This is a genomic window from Sphingomonas sp. RIT328 (assembly GCF_000632225.1).
GTDB classification, from domain to species: domain Bacteria; phylum Pseudomonadota; class Alphaproteobacteria; order Sphingomonadales; family Sphingomonadaceae; genus Sphingomonas; species Sphingomonas kyungheensis.
The window spans coordinates 60,217-78,297 of sequence record NZ_JFYV01000012.1 but is presented as its reverse complement, the minus strand read 5'-3'; the positions used below and the strand labels follow the sequence as shown (position 1 = coordinate 78,297).

The 18,081-nt window shown below is 69.4% G+C and carries 19 protein-coding genes; 12 read left to right on the top strand and 7 right to left on the bottom strand.

Going from position 1 to position 18,081, the window contains the following annotated elements; translation table 11 throughout:
* Positions 1 to 27: 27 nt before the first annotated feature.
* The 5 genes from cobT to BW41_RS06685 all read right to left on the bottom strand — a co-directional run bounded on the left by cobT (position 28) and on the right by BW41_RS06685 (position 4,211).
* Positions 28 to 1,854 (bottom strand): cobaltochelatase subunit CobT, encoded by a 1,827-nt coding sequence (gene cobT, locus BW41_RS06705; protein ID WP_037532763.1) that lies wholly within the window; start codon positions 1,852 to 1,854, stop codon positions 28 to 30.
* A complete protein-coding gene (locus tag BW41_RS06700) occupies positions 1,855 to 2,196 on the bottom strand; it encodes a HepT-like ribonuclease domain-containing protein (protein ID WP_037532760.1) in 342 nt (113 codons plus the stop codon). It lies immediately after the preceding gene.
* The gene (locus BW41_RS06695; RefSeq protein WP_037532757.1) at positions 2,186 to 2,488 is read right to left on the bottom strand and encodes a nucleotidyltransferase family protein; all 303 of its coding nucleotides are present in this window, start codon (positions 2,486 to 2,488) and stop codon (positions 2,186 to 2,188) included. The genes BW41_RS06700 and BW41_RS06695 overlap by 11 nt, the downstream gene beginning before the upstream one ends.
* Positions 2,489 to 2,498: 10 nt before the next feature.
* The gene (cobS, locus tag BW41_RS06690; RefSeq protein WP_037532755.1) at positions 2,499 to 3,503 is read right to left on the bottom strand and encodes a cobaltochelatase subunit CobS; all 1,005 of its coding nucleotides are present in this window, start codon (positions 3,501 to 3,503) and stop codon (positions 2,499 to 2,501) included.
* Positions 3,504 to 3,656: 153 nt separating this feature from the next.
* Positions 3,657 to 4,211 (bottom strand): J domain-containing protein, encoded by a 555-nt coding sequence (locus BW41_RS06685; RefSeq protein ID WP_200870372.1) that lies wholly within the window; start codon positions 4,209 to 4,211, stop codon positions 3,657 to 3,659.
* A gap of 94 nt (positions 4,212 to 4,305) precedes the next feature.
* On the opposite strand from BW41_RS06685, the gene BW41_RS06680 reads away from it, so the two are divergent.
* The 6 genes from BW41_RS06680 to BW41_RS06655 all read left to right on the top strand — a co-directional run bounded on the left by BW41_RS06680 (position 4,306) and on the right by BW41_RS06655 (position 8,260).
* Positions 4,306 to 4,593, top strand: a complete 288-nt coding sequence (locus BW41_RS06680; RefSeq protein ID WP_037532751.1) for a BolA family protein — start codon at positions 4,306 to 4,308, stop codon at positions 4,591 to 4,593.
* Between the two features lie 3 nt (positions 4,594 to 4,596).
* Positions 4,597 to 5,310 carry a glutathione S-transferase gene (locus BW41_RS06675; protein ID WP_037532749.1) on the top strand — a complete coding sequence of 238 codons (714 nt, stop codon included), beginning with the start codon at positions 4,597 to 4,599 and terminating at the stop codon, positions 5,308 to 5,310.
* A gap of 75 nt (positions 5,311 to 5,385) precedes the next feature.
* Positions 5,386 to 5,835: an NUDIX hydrolase gene (locus BW41_RS06670; RefSeq protein WP_037532748.1), complete on the top strand. Its 450-nt coding sequence runs from the start codon at positions 5,386 to 5,388 to the stop codon at positions 5,833 to 5,835.
* Positions 5,825 to 6,724 carry a pirin family protein gene (locus BW41_RS06665; RefSeq protein ID WP_037532747.1) on the top strand — a complete coding sequence of 300 codons (900 nt, stop codon included), beginning with the start codon at positions 5,825 to 5,827 and terminating at the stop codon, positions 6,722 to 6,724. Before BW41_RS06670 ends, BW41_RS06665 begins: the two co-directional genes overlap by 11 nt.
* Positions 6,725 to 6,734: 10 nt before the next feature.
* Positions 6,735 to 7,619 (top strand): alpha/beta fold hydrolase, encoded by an 885-nt coding sequence (locus tag BW41_RS06660; protein WP_037532745.1) that lies wholly within the window; start codon positions 6,735 to 6,737, stop codon positions 7,617 to 7,619.
* A 158-nt stretch (positions 7,620 to 7,777) separates the two neighbouring features.
* Positions 7,778 to 8,260, top strand: a complete 483-nt coding sequence (locus tag BW41_RS06655) for an RcnB family protein (RefSeq protein ID WP_037532743.1) — start codon at positions 7,778 to 7,780, stop codon at positions 8,258 to 8,260.
* Between the two features lie 33 nt (positions 8,261 to 8,293).
* Here the strand turns inward: BW41_RS06655 and BW41_RS06650 are convergent, their stop codons facing one another.
* On the bottom strand, positions 8,294 to 9,400 hold the full coding sequence (locus tag BW41_RS06650; protein WP_037532741.1) for a DUF2332 domain-containing protein: 1,107 nt from the start codon (positions 9,398 to 9,400) through the stop codon (positions 8,294 to 8,296).
* An 86-nt stretch (positions 9,401 to 9,486) separates the two neighbouring features.
* On the opposite strand from BW41_RS06650, the gene hisG reads away from it, so the two are divergent.
* The 5 genes from hisG (at position 9,487) to thiL (ending at position 13,569) form a co-directional block, all read left to right on the top strand.
* Positions 9,487 to 10,125 (top strand): ATP phosphoribosyltransferase, encoded by a 639-nt coding sequence (gene hisG, locus BW41_RS06645; protein ID WP_037532739.1) that lies wholly within the window; start codon positions 9,487 to 9,489, stop codon positions 10,123 to 10,125.
* Positions 10,122 to 11,417, top strand: a complete 1,296-nt coding sequence (gene hisD, locus BW41_RS06640) for a histidinol dehydrogenase (protein WP_037532738.1) — start codon at positions 10,122 to 10,124, stop codon at positions 11,415 to 11,417. The genes hisG and hisD overlap by 4 nt, the downstream gene beginning before the upstream one ends.
* A gap of 138 nt (positions 11,418 to 11,555) precedes the next feature.
* Positions 11,556 to 12,110, top strand: a complete 555-nt coding sequence (locus BW41_RS06635; protein WP_037532736.1) for a fasciclin domain-containing protein — start codon at positions 11,556 to 11,558, stop codon at positions 12,108 to 12,110.
* A gap of 54 nt (positions 12,111 to 12,164) precedes the next feature.
* Entirely contained in the window at positions 12,165 to 12,623 is a 459-nt protein-coding gene (gene nusB, locus BW41_RS06630) for a transcription antitermination factor NusB (protein WP_152542167.1), read from the top strand.
* Between the two features lie 46 nt (positions 12,624 to 12,669).
* A complete protein-coding gene (gene thiL / locus BW41_RS06625; protein ID WP_037533225.1) occupies positions 12,670 to 13,569 on the top strand; it encodes a thiamine-phosphate kinase in 900 nt (299 codons plus the stop codon).
* A gap of 27 nt (positions 13,570 to 13,596) precedes the next feature.
* On the opposite strand, the gene BW41_RS06620 is transcribed toward thiL, so the two are convergent.
* Positions 13,597 to 15,717 (bottom strand): TonB-dependent siderophore receptor, encoded by a 2,121-nt coding sequence (locus BW41_RS06620; protein WP_037532732.1) that lies wholly within the window; start codon positions 15,715 to 15,717, stop codon positions 13,597 to 13,599.
* Between the two features lie 168 nt (positions 15,718 to 15,885).
* Here BW41_RS06620 and BW41_RS06615 point away from each other — a divergent pair, with 168 nt between their 5' ends.
* Positions 15,886 to 18,054: a sodium-translocating pyrophosphatase gene (locus BW41_RS06615; protein ID WP_037532729.1), complete on the top strand. Its 2,169-nt coding sequence runs from the start codon at positions 15,886 to 15,888 to the stop codon at positions 18,052 to 18,054.
* The last annotated feature ends 27 nt before the right edge of the window (positions 18,055 to 18,081 follow it).

Below are 18,081 nucleotides of genomic sequence, written 5' to 3'. Positions count from 1 at the left end.
GTGGGAAGGGACGCGCGACGGATGGCGTCACGGCGTGTCGAACAGGGCGGCGAGCTGTTCGATGATCGTGCCGCCGAGCTGCTCGGCATCCATGATCGTCACCGCCCGCGCATAATAGCGCGTCACGTCGTGGCCGATGCCGATCGCGACCAGCTCGACCGGCGACTTGGCCTCGATCCAGCCGATCACCTGGCGCAGATGACGCTCCAGATAGCTGCCCGAATTGACCGACAGCGTCGAATCGTCGACCGGCGCGCCGTCGCTGATCACCATCAGGATACGCCGCTCCTCGGGCCGCGCGAGCAGGCGGCTGTGCGCCCAGAGCAGCGCCTCGCCGTCGATATTCTCCTTGAGCAGCCCTTCGCGCATCATCAGGCCGAGATTGGTGCGTGCGCGCCGCCACGGTTCGTCCGCTTTCTTGTAGACGATATGGCGGATGTCGTTGAGCCGCCCCGGCTGCGGCGGCCGTCCCGCGGCCAGCCACGTCTCACGCGCCTGCCCGCCCTTCCACGCGCGGGTGGTGAAGCCGAGGATCTCGGTCTTCACACCGCACCGTTCCAGCGTCCGCGCGAGGATATCCGCGCTGATCGCGGCGATGCCGATCGGCCGCCCGCGCATCGATCCCGAATTGTCGATCAGCAGGGTCACCACCGTGTCGCGGAAATCGGTCTCGCGCTCGATCTTGTAGCTCAGCGACTGGCCGGGCGTGACGACGACGCGGGCGAGCCGCGCCGCGTCGAGCATGCCTTCGTCCTGATCGAAGTCCCAGGCGCGCGACTGCTGCGCCATCAGCCGCCGCTGCAGCCGGTTGGCGAGCTTCGACACCGCCGATTGCAGATGCGCGAGCTGCTGGTCGAGATAGCCGCGCAACCGCGCCAGCTCCTCGGCGTCGCACAGGTCGGTGGCGGCGACGACCTCGTCGAATTGCGTCGTCCACGGCTTGTATTCGAACTGCGGCATGAAGTCGCTGTTCGGGCGATTGGGGCGGACCGGCTGCATGCCGTCGTCGCCGTCGTCGCCGGGCTCGCCGTCGAGGTCGCTCATCGACTCCTCGCCGGACTCCTCGCCCTCGCCCTCGTCGCTGTCCGCCGGTTGCGATTCGCCGCGGGCATCGACCTCCGCCTCGCCCTCGCCGCCGTCTTGCTGCTCGTCCTCCTCGCCCTCGTCCTGCTGCTGCTCGTCGGTGCCCTCGTCCTCCGAGCCGCCCTCGTCGGCATTCTCGGGCAGCACCTCGCCCTCGACCAGCTCGAGCTCCTCGAGCATCTTCATCGCGAGACTCTGGAAGGCGCGCTGGTCGTCGAGCGCCAGCGCGAGGCTCGACAGGTCGGTGCGTTGATCGATCCAGTCGCGTACCAGCGCGAGCCCCGGCGCCGCCGCGGCAGGTGCTTCCAGCCCGGTCAGCCGTTCGCGGACGAGCAGCGACAGAGCCGTGGCGAGCGGCACCTCCTCACGGCTGCGCGCGCGCGTGATCGGATCGCTGCGCATCCTGACGTCGAGCGCCTGGGCGAGATTGTCGGTTATCCCGGCATAGCCACGGCTGCCGAGCGCCTCGACCCGCGCGCCCTCGACCGCGTCGAACACCGAGCGCGCCACTGCCTCGGCCGGCGCATGGCGCTGATGGAGTGCGCTGTCGTGATGCTTGAGCCGCAGCGCGAAGCCGTCGGAAAAGCCGCGCGCCTCCGCCACCTGATCCGCCGGCAGCGTGCGGGCCGGCATCGGCACCTTGATATGCTTGCCCGATTGCGCGGGCGTGTCGGCGGTGAAGCCGAGATCGAGCTCGGGCTCCTCGGCGATCGCGCGCGCCGTGCCGGTGAGGACCGCCTTGAACCGGTCGAGAGGAGTGTCGGTGGCCATTCAGCTGTCCAATGCGCGTTGCGCGGCGTCTCGCAGCGCGGGAATGTCGCGTCGCGCCGTGTCGTAGATCACGTGGGGGTCGATCCGGCTATAATCGTGCCGCAGCCGATTGCCGAGACTGCGCACGTCGTTGAACGGTACCGGCAGGCCGAGTGCCGCGGCAGGCTCCGCGCCGATCTGCACCACCGCCTCCGCGATGCGCTCGATACATCGCTCGACGGCATCGACCGTCCGCACGTCGGCGCGGTACCGGTCGAAGTCATAGCCATCGAGATATCCGGCGATCCGGTCGGCATAGAGGACGATATGCTCGAGCCGGCTGCGTATCCGATCAAAAGACATGCACGCGATCCTGATCGACCTGTGCCTGCAACGGCGGCTCCAACGAGGCTTCCGTCATGAAATCGACCTTTGCCCCGAGCATCGCCTCGATCTTCCCCTCGATCCCGAAATAGCCGAACGGGCCGAGCGCGCGGATCGCATCGTAATCGACGCTCGCGACCAGATCGACGTCCGAATCGTCGCGCGCCTCGTCACGCGCGGTCGAGCCGAACATCGACAGCCGGGTGATGCCGAGTTGCCGCAACTCACCCTCGCACGACCGCAACCGCCGCAGCGCCTCGGCCCTCGTCATGCCCGCCTCCTTATGCCTTCCCCACCACGCTTTCCGGCAGGTCCTTGCCGAACACGCGCTGATAATATTCCGCCACGAGGGAACGTTCGTTCTCGTCGCACTTGTTGAGGAAGCTCAACCGGAAGGCGAAGCCGACATCGCCGAAGATCAGCGTGTTCTGCGCCCAGGTGATCACCGTGCGCGGACTCATCACCGTCGAGATGTCGCCGTTAATGAAGCCCTTGCGCGTCATGTCGGCGACGCGGACCATCTGGTCGACGGTCTTCTTGCCCTCGGGCTTGTCATATTCGCCGGACTTGGCGAGCACGATCTGCGATTCGACCACGGCGGGCAGATAGTTGAGCGTGACGACGATGTTCCAGCGATCCATCTGACCCTGGTTGATCTGCTGCGTGCCGTGATAGAGGCCGCTGGTGTCGCCGAGGCCGACCGTATTGGCGGTGGCGAACAGGCGGAACCACGGGCTCGGGCGGATGACGCGGTTCTGGTCGAGCAGCGTCAGCTTGCCCTCCGTCTCCAGCACGCGCTGGATGACGAACATCACATCGGGGCGGCCGGCGTCATATTCGTCGAAGACCAAGGCGGTCGGCGTCTGCAAAGCCCAGGGCAGCAGGCCCTCGCGGAATTCGGTGACCTGCTGGCCGTCGCGCAGCACGATCGCGTCGCGCCCGACGAGGTCGATACGGCTGATATGCGCGTCGAGGTTGATGCGGATGCACGGCCAGTTGAGCCGTGCCGCGACCTGCTCGATATGGCTCGACTTGCCGGTGCCGTGATAGCCCTGCACCATCACGCGGCGGTTGTGCGCGAAGCCCGCCAGCACCGCCATCGTCGTGTCGGGATCGAAGACATAGGCGGGATCGAGATCGGGGACGCGTTCGTCCGCCTCGCTGAACGCGGGCACCTGCATGTCGCTGTCGATGCCGAACAGGTCGCGCACGCCGACCATCTTGTCGGGCGCGTCGAGGATCGTCGTCTCGCGGCTGTCAGGCTGGGTATTGGAAATATCGGTCATCGGGTCGGGGCACCGTATCGAAGATGGCAGATCACAGGCGGCCCTCCCCAACGCGCGAAGCGAGCGAATGGCGCAACGGGAAAGCAGTGGAAAGGGATTGTCCCGTCGTCAAGTCGCCGCGGGCGCTGCGCGCTCGGCGTGACGCCGCCGCGCTCACGCGAAGGCCGGCGCCTGTCGCAACTGCTGGTACGCGGCGATCACCGACTGCAGGCGCGCTTCGTGGCTGCGGTCGCCGCCGTTGCGGTCGGGGTGGTAGCGGCGGACGAGCTCCGAATAGCGTTTGCGCAGGGCCTGCCGGTCCGCGTCCGCCGCCAGCCCCAGCACCTTGAGGCTGGCGCGATCCTGCCCGGACAGCGGCTTGCCGTCGCTCCGCTCGGGCGCGACCTCGCGGCGGTAGCGCGCACCGATCGCGTCGAGCGGATCGCTGAAATCGGCCCAGCGCGGCCCGGGATCGCCGGTCCCCGCGCGCGAAAAGGCGCGCGTCTCGCTTTCCCAGCCGGCCATCGGGCGCTGCGCCTGATGGATCTCGTCCGCGGTCATGCCGTCGAAATAATTATAGCCGCGGTTGAAGGCGCGGACGTGGTCGAGGCACATCCAGCGGAAGGCGCCCGGCCCGTTGCCGCTCGCCGCGCCTTCGATCGGCGGCGCGCGGAACTCGCCCGGTTCGGGGCAACCCGGCTCGGCGCAGATCCGCCCCTGTGCTTCCATCCGGCCATGGAACCGCGTCTGCGGCCGGTCCTTCTTGTCACTCGCGCGCGTCACGAACGCTCCCTAATTGGCGCAATGCCGATATATAGGCGCGATGACCGACACCGCCACCGCCGCTCCGCTCGCCGAAATCATCGCCGCCCGGCTCACCGCCGCCCTCGCCCCGAGCCAGCTCGAAGTGCGCAACGACAGCCACCTGCACGCCGGCCACAGCGGCGACGACGGCACCGGCGAATCGCACTTCTCGGTGATCGTCGAGAGCCCCGCCTTCGCCGGACAGAGCCGGGTCGCGCGCCAGCGGGCGGTGAACCAAGCCCTCGCCGATCTGTTGTCGACGCGAATCCATGCCCTCGCCATCAAGGCGAGCGCACCGGGAGAATGAGTCATGCGCTATCGCCTGTGGTACTGGCCGACGATCCAGGGCCGGGGCGAGTTCGTCCGGCTCGCCTTCGAAGCCGCCGGCATCGCCTATGACGATTGCGCGCGGATCGAGGGCGCGGAAGCGATGCTCGCCGATCTCGAGACGCGCGCCGCCACCGGTCGCGGCCCCTATGCACCGCCCTATCTGGCGCTCGACGGCCATGCGATCGCGCAGGTCGCCAACATCCTCCAGTTCCTCGGCCAGCAGCACGATCTCGCGCCGTCCGGACTCGCCGACCGCTCCTGGCTCAACCAAGTGCAGCTGACCATCGCCGACCTCGTCGCCGAGGTGCACAACGTCCACCACCCGGTGGCGATGATGGACTATTATGACCACCAAAAGCCGGAGGCCGCCCGCGCCGCGGCGCAGTTCCGCGAGGAGCGGTTGCCCAAGTTCCTCGATCATTTCGAAGCGGCGGCACGCCAGGGATCGGGCGACTGGCTGTTCGATCATCGCTGGAGCTATGGCGACACCTCGCTGTTCCAGATCGTCGAGGGGCTGCGCTACATGTTTCCGCAGCGGATGGCGACGCTCGAGCCGCGCTATCCGGCGCTGGTGCGGCTGCATGATGCGGTCGCCGATCTGCCGGGAATCCGCGCCTATTGCGCGAGCGAGCGGCGGCTGCCGTTCAACACCGACGGCATCTTCCGCCACTATCCCGAACTCGACGCCGCCTGACCCCCGCGCCGGGAACGGCTGCGTTTCGCAAAACCCGCCTTCGCGCCGCCACCGCAAGCGCGTAGAACGCCGGCCATGGCCCGCATCCCCCGCCCCGCCGCCCGCATCCTGCTCGTCGACGGCGCGAACCGCGTGCTGCTGATGCGCTTCACCCCCGACGACCGGCCACCCCTGTGGTGCACGCCGGGCGGCGCGGTCGACCCGGGCGAAAGCTATGCCGAGGCGGCGCGGCGCGAATTGTGGGAAGAGGTCGGCCTGACCCGCGACTGCGGTCCGGAGGTCGCGCAGCGCACCTGCGAGTTCCTGACCTTCGAAGGCGTCGAGGTGACCGCCGACGAACGCTATTTCCGTGTCGACGTCGACTCGCACGCGGTGCGCGCCGGAGCGCTGACCCCGCTCGAACAGCGCGTGCTGGCGGGATCGCGCTGGTTTGCGCGCGACGAACTGGCCGACTGGCCAGAGATTATCTATCCTGCTGATCTTGAACAGCTTCTCAGCGAAACGGACCCACGCCATGCTGGATGACTTCGTGCTGCAGACGATCACCCCGGTGACGCACGACCTGGGCGGCTTCAAGGTGCACCGCACCCTGCCCAACAAGGAACGCACCATGGTGGGGCCGTTCCTGTTCTTCGACCAGATGGGGCCGGCGCATCTGGAGGTCGGCAACGGCATCGACGTGCGGCCGCATCCGCACATCAACCTCGCGACGGTGACCTATCTGTTCGACGGCGCGATCGATCATCGCGATTCGCTCGGCACGCGCCAGCGGATCGAGCCGGGCGCGGTCAATCTGATGACCGCGGGCCATGGCATCGTCCATTCCGAACGCTCGCCCGGCGACGAGCGTGACGCGGGGCCGGCGCTGTCGGGGATCCAGACCTGGCTGGCGCTGCCCGAGGCGCAGGAGGAAACCGATCCGGCCTTCGAGCACGTCGCCAAGGCGGCGCTGCCGACGCTCGCCGCGCATGGCGTGCGGGCGCGCATCATCATGGGCGAATTATGGGGCCAGCGCGCGCCGACCACCACCTATGCCGGCACGATCTACGCCGACATCGTGCTCGATCCCGGCGCGAGCGTGCCGGTCGACGCGGCGGCGGAGGAACGCGCGGTCTATCTTGCGATCGGCGAGGCGAGCCTGGAGGGCGTGCCGCTCGAACCGATGAAGCTCTACGTGCTGCGGCCGGGCATCGCCGCGACGCTGCGCTCGTCGCAGGGCGGCCGGGTGATGCTCGCCGGCGGCGACGCCTTCCGCACGCCGCGCCACGTCTGGTGGAATTTCGTCTCGTCGAGCCGCGAGCGGATCAACGAGGCGAAGCGCGCGTGGAAGGCGGGCGAGTTTCCGGTCGTGCCGGGGGACGACAAGGAGTGGATCCCGATCCCCGCGGTCCCCAACACGGTCAGCTATCCGTGAGCCGCCGGCCGTGACCCTGCCCGCGCTGCGCCGCATCGCTTTGTCCACCGGCGTCGAGCTCGACGTCGCGATCGCCGGCGACCCGACGCAGCCGCCGGTGATCCTGCTGCACGGCTTTCCCGAATCGCACCGGACGTGGCGCGGCATCCTCCCCGATCTGGCGCGCGACCATTACGTCGTCGCGCCCGACCAGCGCGGCTTCGCGCGCTCGTCCAAACCCGACGGGGTCGAGGCCTATGCGGCAGACGCGATCCTCGCCGATCTGATCGCGCTCGCCGATAGGCTGGCGATCGATCGCTTCACGCTCGTCGGCCACGATTGGGGCGGCGCGATCGCCTGGATGGCGGCGCTCGCCCGGCCCGACCGGGTCGCGCGGCTGGTCATCGTCAATGCGCCGCACCCCTTCCTTTTCCAGCGTGCGCTGTTCGACGATCCTGCGCAGCGCGCGGCGAGCCAATATATCCGCCGCTTCCGCGATACGACGATCGATCAGGGGCTGACCGGCGCCGGCCTCGAGCGCTTCTTCGGCTCGACGTTCGCGCAGCATGTCACGCAGGCGATCGCCGGGCCGGACAAGGCCGCCTATCTCGACGAATGGGCGCAGCCCGGCGCGATGACCGCGATGCTCAACTGGTATCGCGCCTCCGGCGTCATCGTCCCCGCCCCCGACGAGGCCCCGCCGCGCCCGGCCTTCCTCGACCGCCCCTTCCCGCCGGTGACGCAGGACACTTTGGTGATCTGGGGGATACGCGATCGGGCGCTGCTGCCTGCCCTGGTCGACGATCTCGGCCCCTATGTGCCGCGGCTGACCGTCGCCAGGATCGACGCGGGGCATTTCGTGCCGTGGGAGGCGCCGGAAGCGGTCGTCGCGGCGATGCGGGACTGGCGGATCTGACCGGACGCGGTCCGATACGTACCGGATCGAGATCGATATTTGGCTTTCGCTAAGCTGACCAAAACATTCCTCATGCGTTCAGGCGCTTGGGCGGAAAAGGCCGCCATGCCCCTCACCGTTCCGGCGGATGAGGGCGCGCCACAGAGGAGTGTTCACCGATGCGTAAGTTCATCATCGCCGCCGTTGCCGCAGCGACCATCCTGCCCGCCGCCGCGGCGAGCGCGCAGAGTGCGCGTGAGGTCCGGCAGAGCGAACGCGAAGTCCGCCAGAGCGAGCGCGATCTCGCCCGCGCGCGCGCCTATGGCGACCGTGGCGACATCCGCGACGCGCGCCGCGAAGTGCGCGAGGATCGCCGCGAGCTGCGCGAGGATTGGCGCGACTATCGCCGCAGCCATGCCAACGTCTATCGCCGCGGCGCCTATAACGGCCCACGCGGCTATCGCTATCGCCCGGTGACCGCCGGTTATCGCTTCGCGCCGGAATATTACGGCCAGCGGTATTGGATCAACGATTACGGCACCTATCGCCTGCCGCGCCCGGGCTACGGCTATCAGCGCTGGGTGCGCTACGGCAATGACGTCGTGCTGGTCGACACCCGCTCGGGCCGCGCGGTGCAGGTCTACAACCGCTTCTTCTACTGATCCGCTGCGGGGAGGGTCCGCCCTCCCCGCCCGTTAGTCGCCGTCCGCCTCATAGGCGCCGCGGCGCATGACGTAATCGCGCGTCTCGAACGGCGGCGCGAGCCCCTCCACCCAGGCGCCGTGCGCATGGGTGAGCGCGACCAGCTCCATCGGCGTCCCGCCCGGCCAGCCGCGCACCCGCACCTCGTGCCGATGAAGATCGCGATTGGGCTCCATCATCACCCAGCCGAGCGGCCGGTCGGCGGTGGCGCGGGCGCCGGCCGCCGCCATCGCGGCGACGATGCGCGCGCGGCCCGCGGCGGGCAGATATTGCCACACCACCGAATGCATCAGCACCCGCGTCACGCCCGCCGCCTGCGGTTCGGCGAGCCGCGCCTCGACCCAATCGGCCGCGTCGCCCTCGTCCAGCGCGACGCCCTGCATGCGGACCAGAGCGATCGCCGCATCGAGCCGCGCCAGCCGCTCCTGCGCATCGACCCAGACATAGGCGGCGAGCCGCGCCGCCTGCGCCGGGTCGCCGACATCGACCGGGGCGATATCGACACCGCGCGCGCCGGTCACCTCGACCGGCACGGCGGGCGGCGCCCCCCCGCGCCAGTCCGGCACGAGCCGCACCGCCGCCGCCTCCGGCCCGACCGTGACCCCGCCGAGATCGAAGCCATACCGGCCGAGCATCAGGTTGAGCCCGGCGCTCGATCCGATCTCGAGCAGTTCGATCCGTGGTCCATAGCGCTGCGCGAGATGCAGCAGCCCGGTCATCAGCCCTGCCGATCGCGCCGCCTCATTGGTCTGCGGCGGCCCGTCGAGCCACGGCAGCAGCCGCGCGTCATGGTCTCGCACCACCTCAGCGATGATCGCCGCCACCGCGTCCACGTCGGAAACCGCGCCGTCGAACACCGAGGACAGCGCGGCGTCGGCGCCGGCGCGGTGCAGCGCGTGCAGACCGCCGACCAGCCGCAGCACCAGCGCATCGGCGATCGGCTCGCCCGGCCAGTCGAGCACCCGCCGCCCGGTCGCGCTGGTACGGTCGAGCACCTGCCCGAGCGCGGTGCAGACCCGCGCGGTGATCGGCGCGGCCATCGCGGCGCAATAGTCGGCCTGCACCGGGAACGCCTGCCGATTGTCCGACTCACCTGCCATCGCCCGCCTCCTGCCGGCGCGTGTTGCGCGCATCCCGGCCCGTCAGTAAAGCCTGACCCGTGTCGACACCCCCATTAGTCATCGCCGTGCCGAAAGGCCGTATCCTCGCCGAAGCGCTGCCGCTGCTGGCGCGCGCCGGTATCCGGCCCGAACCCGCGTTCGGCGACGAGGCCAGCCGCGCGCTGCGCTTCGCCACCGATGTGCCGCATATCGAGCTGATCCGCGTCCGCGCCTTCGACGTCGCGACCTTCGTCGCGCATGGCGCGGCGCAGCTCGGTATCGTCGGGTCGGACGTGATCGCCGAATTCGGCTATACCGAGCTCTACGCGCCGGTCGACCTCGGCATCGGCCATTGCCGCATCTCGGTCGCCGAACCCGCGGCGATGGCGGCGCATGACGATCCGCGCGGCTGGAGCCACGTCCGCGTCGCCACCAAATATCCGCACATCACCGCCGCGCATTTCGCCGCGCGCGGCGTCCAGGCCGAATGCGTCAAGCTCAACGGCGCGATGGAGCTGGCGCCGACGCTCGGCCTCGCGCCGCGCATCGTCGACCTCGTCTCCTCGGGCAAGACGTTGAAGGAAAACGGCCTGGTCGAGGTCGAGGTGATCGCGGAGGTGACCAGCCGGCTGATCGTCAACCGTGCCGCGATGAAGACCCGCGCCGAGGTCGTGCCGCTGGTCGAGGCGTTCCGCCAGGCGGTCGCGCAGGAGCAGGCGGCATGATCCGCCTCGACACGCGCGATGCCGGCTTCGCCGATGCCTTCACCGCGCTGGTCGACGGCCGCCGCGAAGCCTCCGCCGACGTCACCCGCGACGTCGCCGCGATCATCCGCGCGGTGCGTGACGAGGGCGAGGCGGCGGTGGCCGCCTTCACCCGCAAGCTCGACCGCCACGATCTGTCCGACACCGGCTGGCAGATCGAACCCGCCGCCTGTGCGGCGGCCTATGCCGCGCTCGACCCGGCGCTGCGCGACGCGCTCGACCTCGCCGCCGCGCGCATCCGCGCCTATCACGAGCGGCAGCGGCCCGCCGACAGCGACTATACCGATGCCGCCGGCGTCCGCCTCGGCGCGCGCTGGCGCGCGGTCGATGCCGCCGGGCTGTACGTACCGGGCGGCCGCGCCGCCTACCCCTCGTCGCTGCTGATGAACGCGATCCCCGCCAAGGTCGCCGGGGTCGAGCGGCTGGTGATGGTGACTCCGACACCGGACGGCCAGATCAACGACCTCGTCCTGGCCGCCGCGCATCTCGCCGGCGTCGACGAGGTGTGGCGGATCGGCGGCGCGCAGGCGATCGCCGCGCTCGCCTACGGCGCGGGCCGCATCCGGCCGGTCGACGTCATCACCGGCCCCGGCAATGCCTGGGTCGCCGAGGCGAAGCGGCAGGTCTATGGCGTCGTCGGCATCGACATGGTCGCCGGCCCCAGCGAGATCGTCGTGGTGGCGGATGCGCGCAACGACCCGCAATGGACCGCCGCCGACCTGCTCAGCCAGGCCGAGCATGACGTCACGACGCAATCGATCCTGTTCACCGACGATGCCGATTACGCGACCCGCGTCGCCGCGGTGGTCGAGGACGAGCTGGCGATCCTGCCCACCGCCGCGGTGGCGCGCACCGCCTGGGAGGCGAACGGCGCGATCATCGTCGTCGAATCGCTCGACGCCGCCTGCCCGCTCGTCGACCGGCTCGCGCCCGAACATCTCCAGCTCGCGGTCGACGATCCGCAGGCGCTGTTCGACCGCGTCCGCCACGCCGGCAGCGTCTTCCTCGGCCGCCATACGCCCGAGGCGATCGGCGATTACGTCGCCGGCCCCAACCACGTCCTGCCGACCGGCCGCCGCGCGCGCTTCGCCAGCGGCCTGTCGGTGCTCGACTTCATGAAGCGCACCAGCTTCCTCGGGCTGGACGAAGCCGCACTGGCGACGCTCGGCCCGGCGACGGTGGCGCTCGCGCATGCCGAGGGGCTGCCGGCGCATGCGCGGTCGGTGGCGCTGCGGCTGCGGTTGAATCGGTGATCCGCCGCCGCCCCGCCGGTGGACGTCCGCGGGGCGCGGTCGGGACATTTTCCCGGGCCGGATCGGCATCTTCTCAAGGTTAAGCGACGTACCTTCGCCCGGCATCCGCACAGGGGTGTCGAAGAGAAGGATGTCAGGATGACCAAGCTTCCGTTCCGTGCCGCCATCGCCGCGGCGGCGCTGCTCGCCGCCGGCCCCGCGCTGTCCGCGGCCAAGAACCCGATGGTCGGCGGTGCCGCCATGTATCCGACAAAGACGATCGTCGAGAATGCGGTCAATTCGAAGGACCACACCACGCTGGTCGCCGCGGTCAAGGCAGCGGGCCTCGTCGATACACTGTCCGGCCCCGGCCCGTTCACCGTCTTCGCGCCGACCAACGCCGCCTTCGCCAAGCTGCCCGCCGGCACCGTCGACACGCTGGTCAAGCCGGAGAACAAGGCGACGCTGACCAACATCCTGACCTATCACGTCGTCGCCGGGACGATGACCTCGAAGCAGATCGCCGCGGCGATCAAGTCGGGCGGCGGCAAAGCGACGCTGACCACCGTGCAGGGTGAGCCGCTGACCGCCTCGATGATGGGCGGTCGCCTGACGCTGACCGACGCCAAGGGCGGCATGAGCCATGTCACGATCAAGGACGTGATGCAGTCGAACGGCGTGATCCATGTCGTCGATACGGTGCTGATGCCCTGAGCCGAAACGGCAAAGGGGTGACGGATGCCGCGCGGGCGACTACATGCCCGCGCGATGTCCCGAAGCTCGAACCGCACCCAGGCGCGCGCCGCCGCCCGCCTCGCCGCCGTCCAGGCGCTCTACCAGCGTGAAATGGAGGGGACGGCCGTGCCTGCTCTGCTTCACGAATTCCACCACCACCGGCTCGGGGCGACGATCGAGGACGCGGAATATGCCGATGCCGACGTCGACTTCTTCGACGATCTGGTCACCGGCACCACCGCGCGCAGCGGCGAGATCGATCTGGCGATCGAGAACAAGCTCGCCACCGGCTGGACGCTGGCGCGGCTCGACAAGCCGATGAAGGCGATCCTGCGCGCCGGCACCTACGAGCTGATGGCGCGACGCGACGTCCCGGTCGGCGCGACGATCAGCGAATATGTCGATGTCGCCCATGCCTTCTACGAGCGTCGCGAGGCGGGATTCGTGAACGGCCTGCTCGACGGCATCGCCAAGGACGTGCGGGCGTCCTGAGTCGCGCGTGCCTGCCGCGCCCGGTCGCCGCGCGGACGCTGCGGCGATGACTGAGGCGGAGTTCCTCGCTGCGTTGCGCCTGCTGCCGCTGCATCCCTCGGCACGCGGTCTGCGCGACGACAGCGCGCGTCTGATCCACGCGCCGCTCGTCGTCACCACCGATACGCTGGTCGAGCGCGTCCATTTCCTCAGCGACGATACGCCGCAGGATGTCGCGTGGAAGCTGGTCGCCGCCAATCTGTCCGACATCGCCGGCAAGGGCGCCAAGCCCGACGGCATCCTGCTCAACTATCCCCTGTCGGACGATGCCTGGGACCGCGCTTTCCTTGCCGGGCTCGGCGAGGTGCTCGCCGCCTGCGGCACGTCGCTGCTCGGCGGCGATACGGTGACGCTGCCGGCGGGGGCGCCGCGGGTGCTCACCGTCACCGCCTTCGGCTGCGACACGCCCGCACCGCCGCGCGGTGGCGCCGGCGAGAATGACGCCCTGTGGGTGACCGGGACGATCGGCGATGCCGGCGCCGGGCTGGCGATCGCCCAGGGCGCGGCGGGGCCGGCCGAACTGGCGGCGCGCTACCGCCGGCCGCAGCCGCGCATCGCCGAGGGGCGCGTGCTCAGCCGCATCGCGCATGCGATGATGGACGTCAGCGACGGCCTGCTGATCGACGCGAGCCGGATGGGCGAGGCAAGCGGGCTCGCCGTGCACCTCGACCTTGCCGCGGTGCCGCTGTCGGCCGCCTATCGCGTCTTCGCCGGCGACGATCGCGACGCCCGGCTGACGGCGGCGACCGCGGGCGACGATTACGAGCTGCTGTTCGCGATGCCCGCCAACACCGTCCCGCCGGTGCCGGCGACCCGCATCGGCCGCTTCGCCCGCGGCACCGGCCTGCGGCTGTCCGACGGCGCCGGGACGGTGCCGCTGCCGGCGCGGCTCGGCTTCGAACATTAGCCGGCCGCGCCGCCGGGCGGAACGCGCTCAGAAGCGGTAGCCGAGCGAGAGCATGACGTTACGCGGCGCGGTGTTGAAACAGTCGCCACGCGCCAGACAGATGGCGAAGACCCGTTTGTCGAGCAAATTGGTGGCGTTGAGCGACAGCCGCCAGCGGTCCCGCTCCAGCTCGGCGAGCGCGTCGATCATCGTCCGGCCCGGCGTGACGATCGTCCACACCGGGCTGCTCGACACCTGTTCGCCGAGATAGCGGATGCCGACGCCCAGTCGCAGGTCCGCCACCTGCCCGACGAACGTCTTGCTGCCCCAGACCGAGGCGACATCCTCGGCCGCCCAGCCGGACGCGACGCTGTCGCCGGTGAGATGATTGTGGCCGTAAGCGAGCGTCAGCTCGGTACGTCCGGGCAGGCTGCGCGTCGCCTCCACCTCGAAGCCGCGCGTCGTCAGGGCGCCCGCCTGGATCTGGCCGAGTGGATTGGCCGGGTCGGCGACCGGCCGGTTGCGTTCGCGGATGCGGAAGGCGGTGACCGTCACCAGCGTCGCGGGCTCCGGCTGCCATTTCACGCCCGTCTCATATTGCGTGCCGGTCTGCGGCTTGAACGCTGCACCGCTGCTGGTCTCGCCGGCGATCGGCTGGAAGCTTTCGGTATAGCTGAGGAAGGGCGAGATCCCGGCCGCGAGTTCGCCGATGATGCCGGCGCGATAGGTCGTGGCGGTATCGCGCGTCCGCTCCGTCTCGCCCGAAGCCCGTTGCAGCGTCGCGCCGCGTACCCGGTCGTGGCGCGTGCCGAGCACCACCGAGATGCGGTTCCACAGGCGGATCTGATCCTGGAGATAGAGGCCGAGCTGCGTCTGCTCGCTGCGGCTGAACGGCGCGACGAGCGGCGGTTCGATGATCGCGGCGCGATCGATCGCATAGAGATCGATCACCTGCCGTGCGAGGTTGCTGCTCTTGCCGACCCGGTTCCAGCTGTAATCGACGCCGGCGAGCAACCGATGTTCGATCGCCTCGCCGGTATGGAAGCGGGCCTGAAGCGTGTTGTCGGTGGAGAAGACCGCCATCCGCGCCACCACCGAACTGGCGTACAGGCCGATGCGACGGCCGTTGCTGCCCGGCAGATAGGGATCGGCGGGATTGCTGTAGCTGTTGGTATAATGAGTGAAATAGTCGAGGTGGCTGTCGATGTAGCGTGCCTTGAGGCTCAGCGTGACGGCATCGCTGACATGATGCGTAACCGCGGCCCCGCCTTGCAGCAGCCGGCCGGCGTAGCGGTCGTACCCGGGCTTGCCGAGGAACAGATAGCGCGGCAGCGGCGGATTGTCGCGATTGGCGCGCAGCGTGCCGACGATCGGCAGGAAGTTGCTCGTCGAGCCGCTATCGTCTTTCTGGTACAGGCCGATCAGCGTCACCTCGGTGCGGGACGATGGCCGCCAGGTCAGCGACGGGGCGAGCAGCACCCGGTCGTCGGGCACATGCGCGACATAGGTGCCCGCCTCCCGCACGCGCGCGACGATCCGCCCGGCGACGGTGCTGCCGGCGACGCCGTTGAGATCGGCGAGCACCTCCTTGCGGCCGTAACTGCCATAGGTCACGCCGACCTCGCCGGCGTCGGCGAAGTTGGGGGTCTTCGACACCAGGTTGATGATGCCGCCGATCGCCCCCTGTCCGAACAGGACCGAGGCGGGGCCGCGGACGATCTCCACGCGCGAAAAATTATAGGGATCGGCGGTGATGCTGGCATAGACCGCGGCGATGTCGCGCATGCCGTCGCGGAATTGCAGCGCATCGACGCCGCGGATCTTGAAGCTGTCGACGCGGGTGTCGCGGCCATAGCTGCCCGCACTGACCCCGGCGGCATAGCGGACCGTGTCGGCGATGTTGATCGCACCCTGTGCCCGGTACAGGCCATCGGTGATGACGGTGAGCGGCTGCGGCACCTGCAGGATCGGCGTCGCCGTCTTGGTGCCGGCATAGGTGTCGTCGCGCCGCCCCTCGACGAGGATATCGTCGGACGCTTCCCTTTGGTCGCCCGCCGGCGTCGACTGCTGCGCGGCCGCATCGGCATGATGCTGACCCGTTTCAGCACGGATCGACGACGGGATCAGCGCGGCCAGCGCCGCGCCTGCTGAAAGTAGAGTGGAACGCATATACCCCCCTGTTGATGGGGTGGCAGTTATCGCTATTGCGAATCAGCATCAATGATTCGTTGCGGGGCGAAGCCGCTTGCGCTGGTCCGGCACGCGCCATAGCCTCGCCGGCACGTCACGAGACCGGGGGACATCGGCCGTGCGTCAACAGGAGAAGGAGATGCGAGAATGACCACGGTCACCATCGCCATCCTCTGCGGCGTGCTCGCCGTGGTCTATGGCTTCGTCACCAGCCAACAGGTGCTGCGCGCGCCGCCGGGCGACGCCCGGATGCAGGACATCGCCGCCGCCATCCAGGAAGGCGCCAAGGCCTATCTCGGCCGCCAATATACCACCATCGCCATCGTCGGCATCGTCGTCGCCGTGGTGCTGTTCGTGTCGCTCGGCATCATCTCGACGATCGGTTTCGTCATCGGTGCGGTACTCTCGGGCGTCGCCGGCTATGTCGGCATGAACATCTCGGTGCGCGCCAACGTCCGCACCGCGGAGGCGGCGCGGCATTCGTTGCAGGGCGGCCTGACCATGGCGTTCCGCTCGGGCGCGGTCACCGGCATGCTCGTCGCCGGGCTCGGCCTGCTCGCGATCGCCGGCTTCTTCTGGTATCTCACCGGCCCCGCCGGCCATGCCCCGGGCGACCGGATCATCGTCGAGGCGCTGACCGCGCTCGCCTTCGGCGCGTCGCTCATCTCGATCTTCGCGCGGCTCGGCGGCGGTATCTTCACCAAGGCGGCGGACGTCGGCGCCGACCTCGTCGGCAAGGTCGAGGCCGGCATCCCGGAGGACGATCCGCGCAATCCGGCGGTGATCGCCGACAACGTCGGCGACAATGTCGGCGACTGCGCCGGCATGGCCGCCGACCTGTTCGAAACCTATGTCGTGACGCTCGGCGTGACGATGATCTCGATCGCGCTGCTGATCCGCGCCGATGCCGCCGAACTGATGCGTCTGATGAGCCTGCCGCTGCTCGTCGGCGGGGTGTGCATCGTCACCTCGATCATCGGCACCTATGCGGTACGGCTCGGCAAGGGCAGCATCATGGGCGCGCTCTACAAGGGCTTCTGGACCTCGGCGCTGCTGTCGATCCCGGCGATCTATCTGGCGACGCGCTACGTGCTCGGCGACCTCCATCGCACGATCGGCAGCGCCGGCTTCCTCGATGCGGTGTCGGACGATCTCACCACCGGCTTCGACCGGCCGGCCGCGGCGAGCGCGGCGATCCCCGGCTTCACCGGCATGGACCTGTTCTGGTGCATGGTGATCGGCCTGGCGGTCACCGGGCTGATCGTCTGGATCACCGAATATTACACCGGCACCAATTACCGCCCGGTCAAGTCGATCGCCGCCGCCAGCCAGACCGGCCATGGCACCAACGTCATCCAGGGGCTGGCGATCAGCCTCGAATCGACCGCGCTGCCGACCCTGGTCATCGTCGTCGCGGTGATCGCCACCTATCAGCTCGCCGGGATCATCGGCATCGCCTTCGCCGCGACCGCGATGCTTGCGCTCGCCGGGATGGTGGTGGCGCTCGATGCCTATGGCCCGGTCACCGACAATGCCGGCGGCATCGCCGAGATGGCAGGCCTGCCCGACGACGTGCGCCAACGGACCGATGCGCTCGACGCGGTCGGGAACACGACGAAGGCGGTGACCAAGGGCTATGCGATCGGTTCGGCGGGGCTCGCCGCGCTCGTCCTGTTCGGCGCCTATACCACCGACCTGCAGACCTATTTCCCCGACGTCAGCGTCGATTTCAGCCTGTCCAACCCCTATGTCATCGTCGGCCTGCTACTCGGCGCCTTGCTCCCCTATCTGTTCGGCGCGTTCGGCATGACCGCGGTCGGCCGCGCGGCGGGCGCGGTGGTCGAGGAGGTGCGCGGCCAGTTCCGCGACAATCCCGGCATCATGCAGGGCACCAGCCGCCCCAATTACGGCCGCACCGTCGATCTCGTCACCCGCGCCGCGATCCGCGAGATGATCGTGCCGTCGCTGCTGCCGGTGGCGAGCCCGATCGTCCTCTATTTCGTCATCACCGCGGTGGCGGGGCGGGCGCAGGGCTTCGCGGCGCTCGGCGCGATGCTGCTCGGCGTGATCGTCTCCGGCCTGTTCGTCGCCATCTCGATGACCAGCGGCGGCGGGGCCTGGGACAATGCCAAGAAATATATCGAGGACGGCAATTACGGCGGCAAGGGATCGGAGGCGCACAAGGCCGCGGTGACCGGCGACACCGTCGGCGATCCGTACAAGGACACCGCCGGCCCGGCGGTCAATCCGATGATCAAGATCACCAATATCGTCGCGCTGCTGCTGCTCGCCGCGCTGGCGGCGGGTGGCGGGTAAGCCTCCGCGTCCCTCGCGCTATAAGGA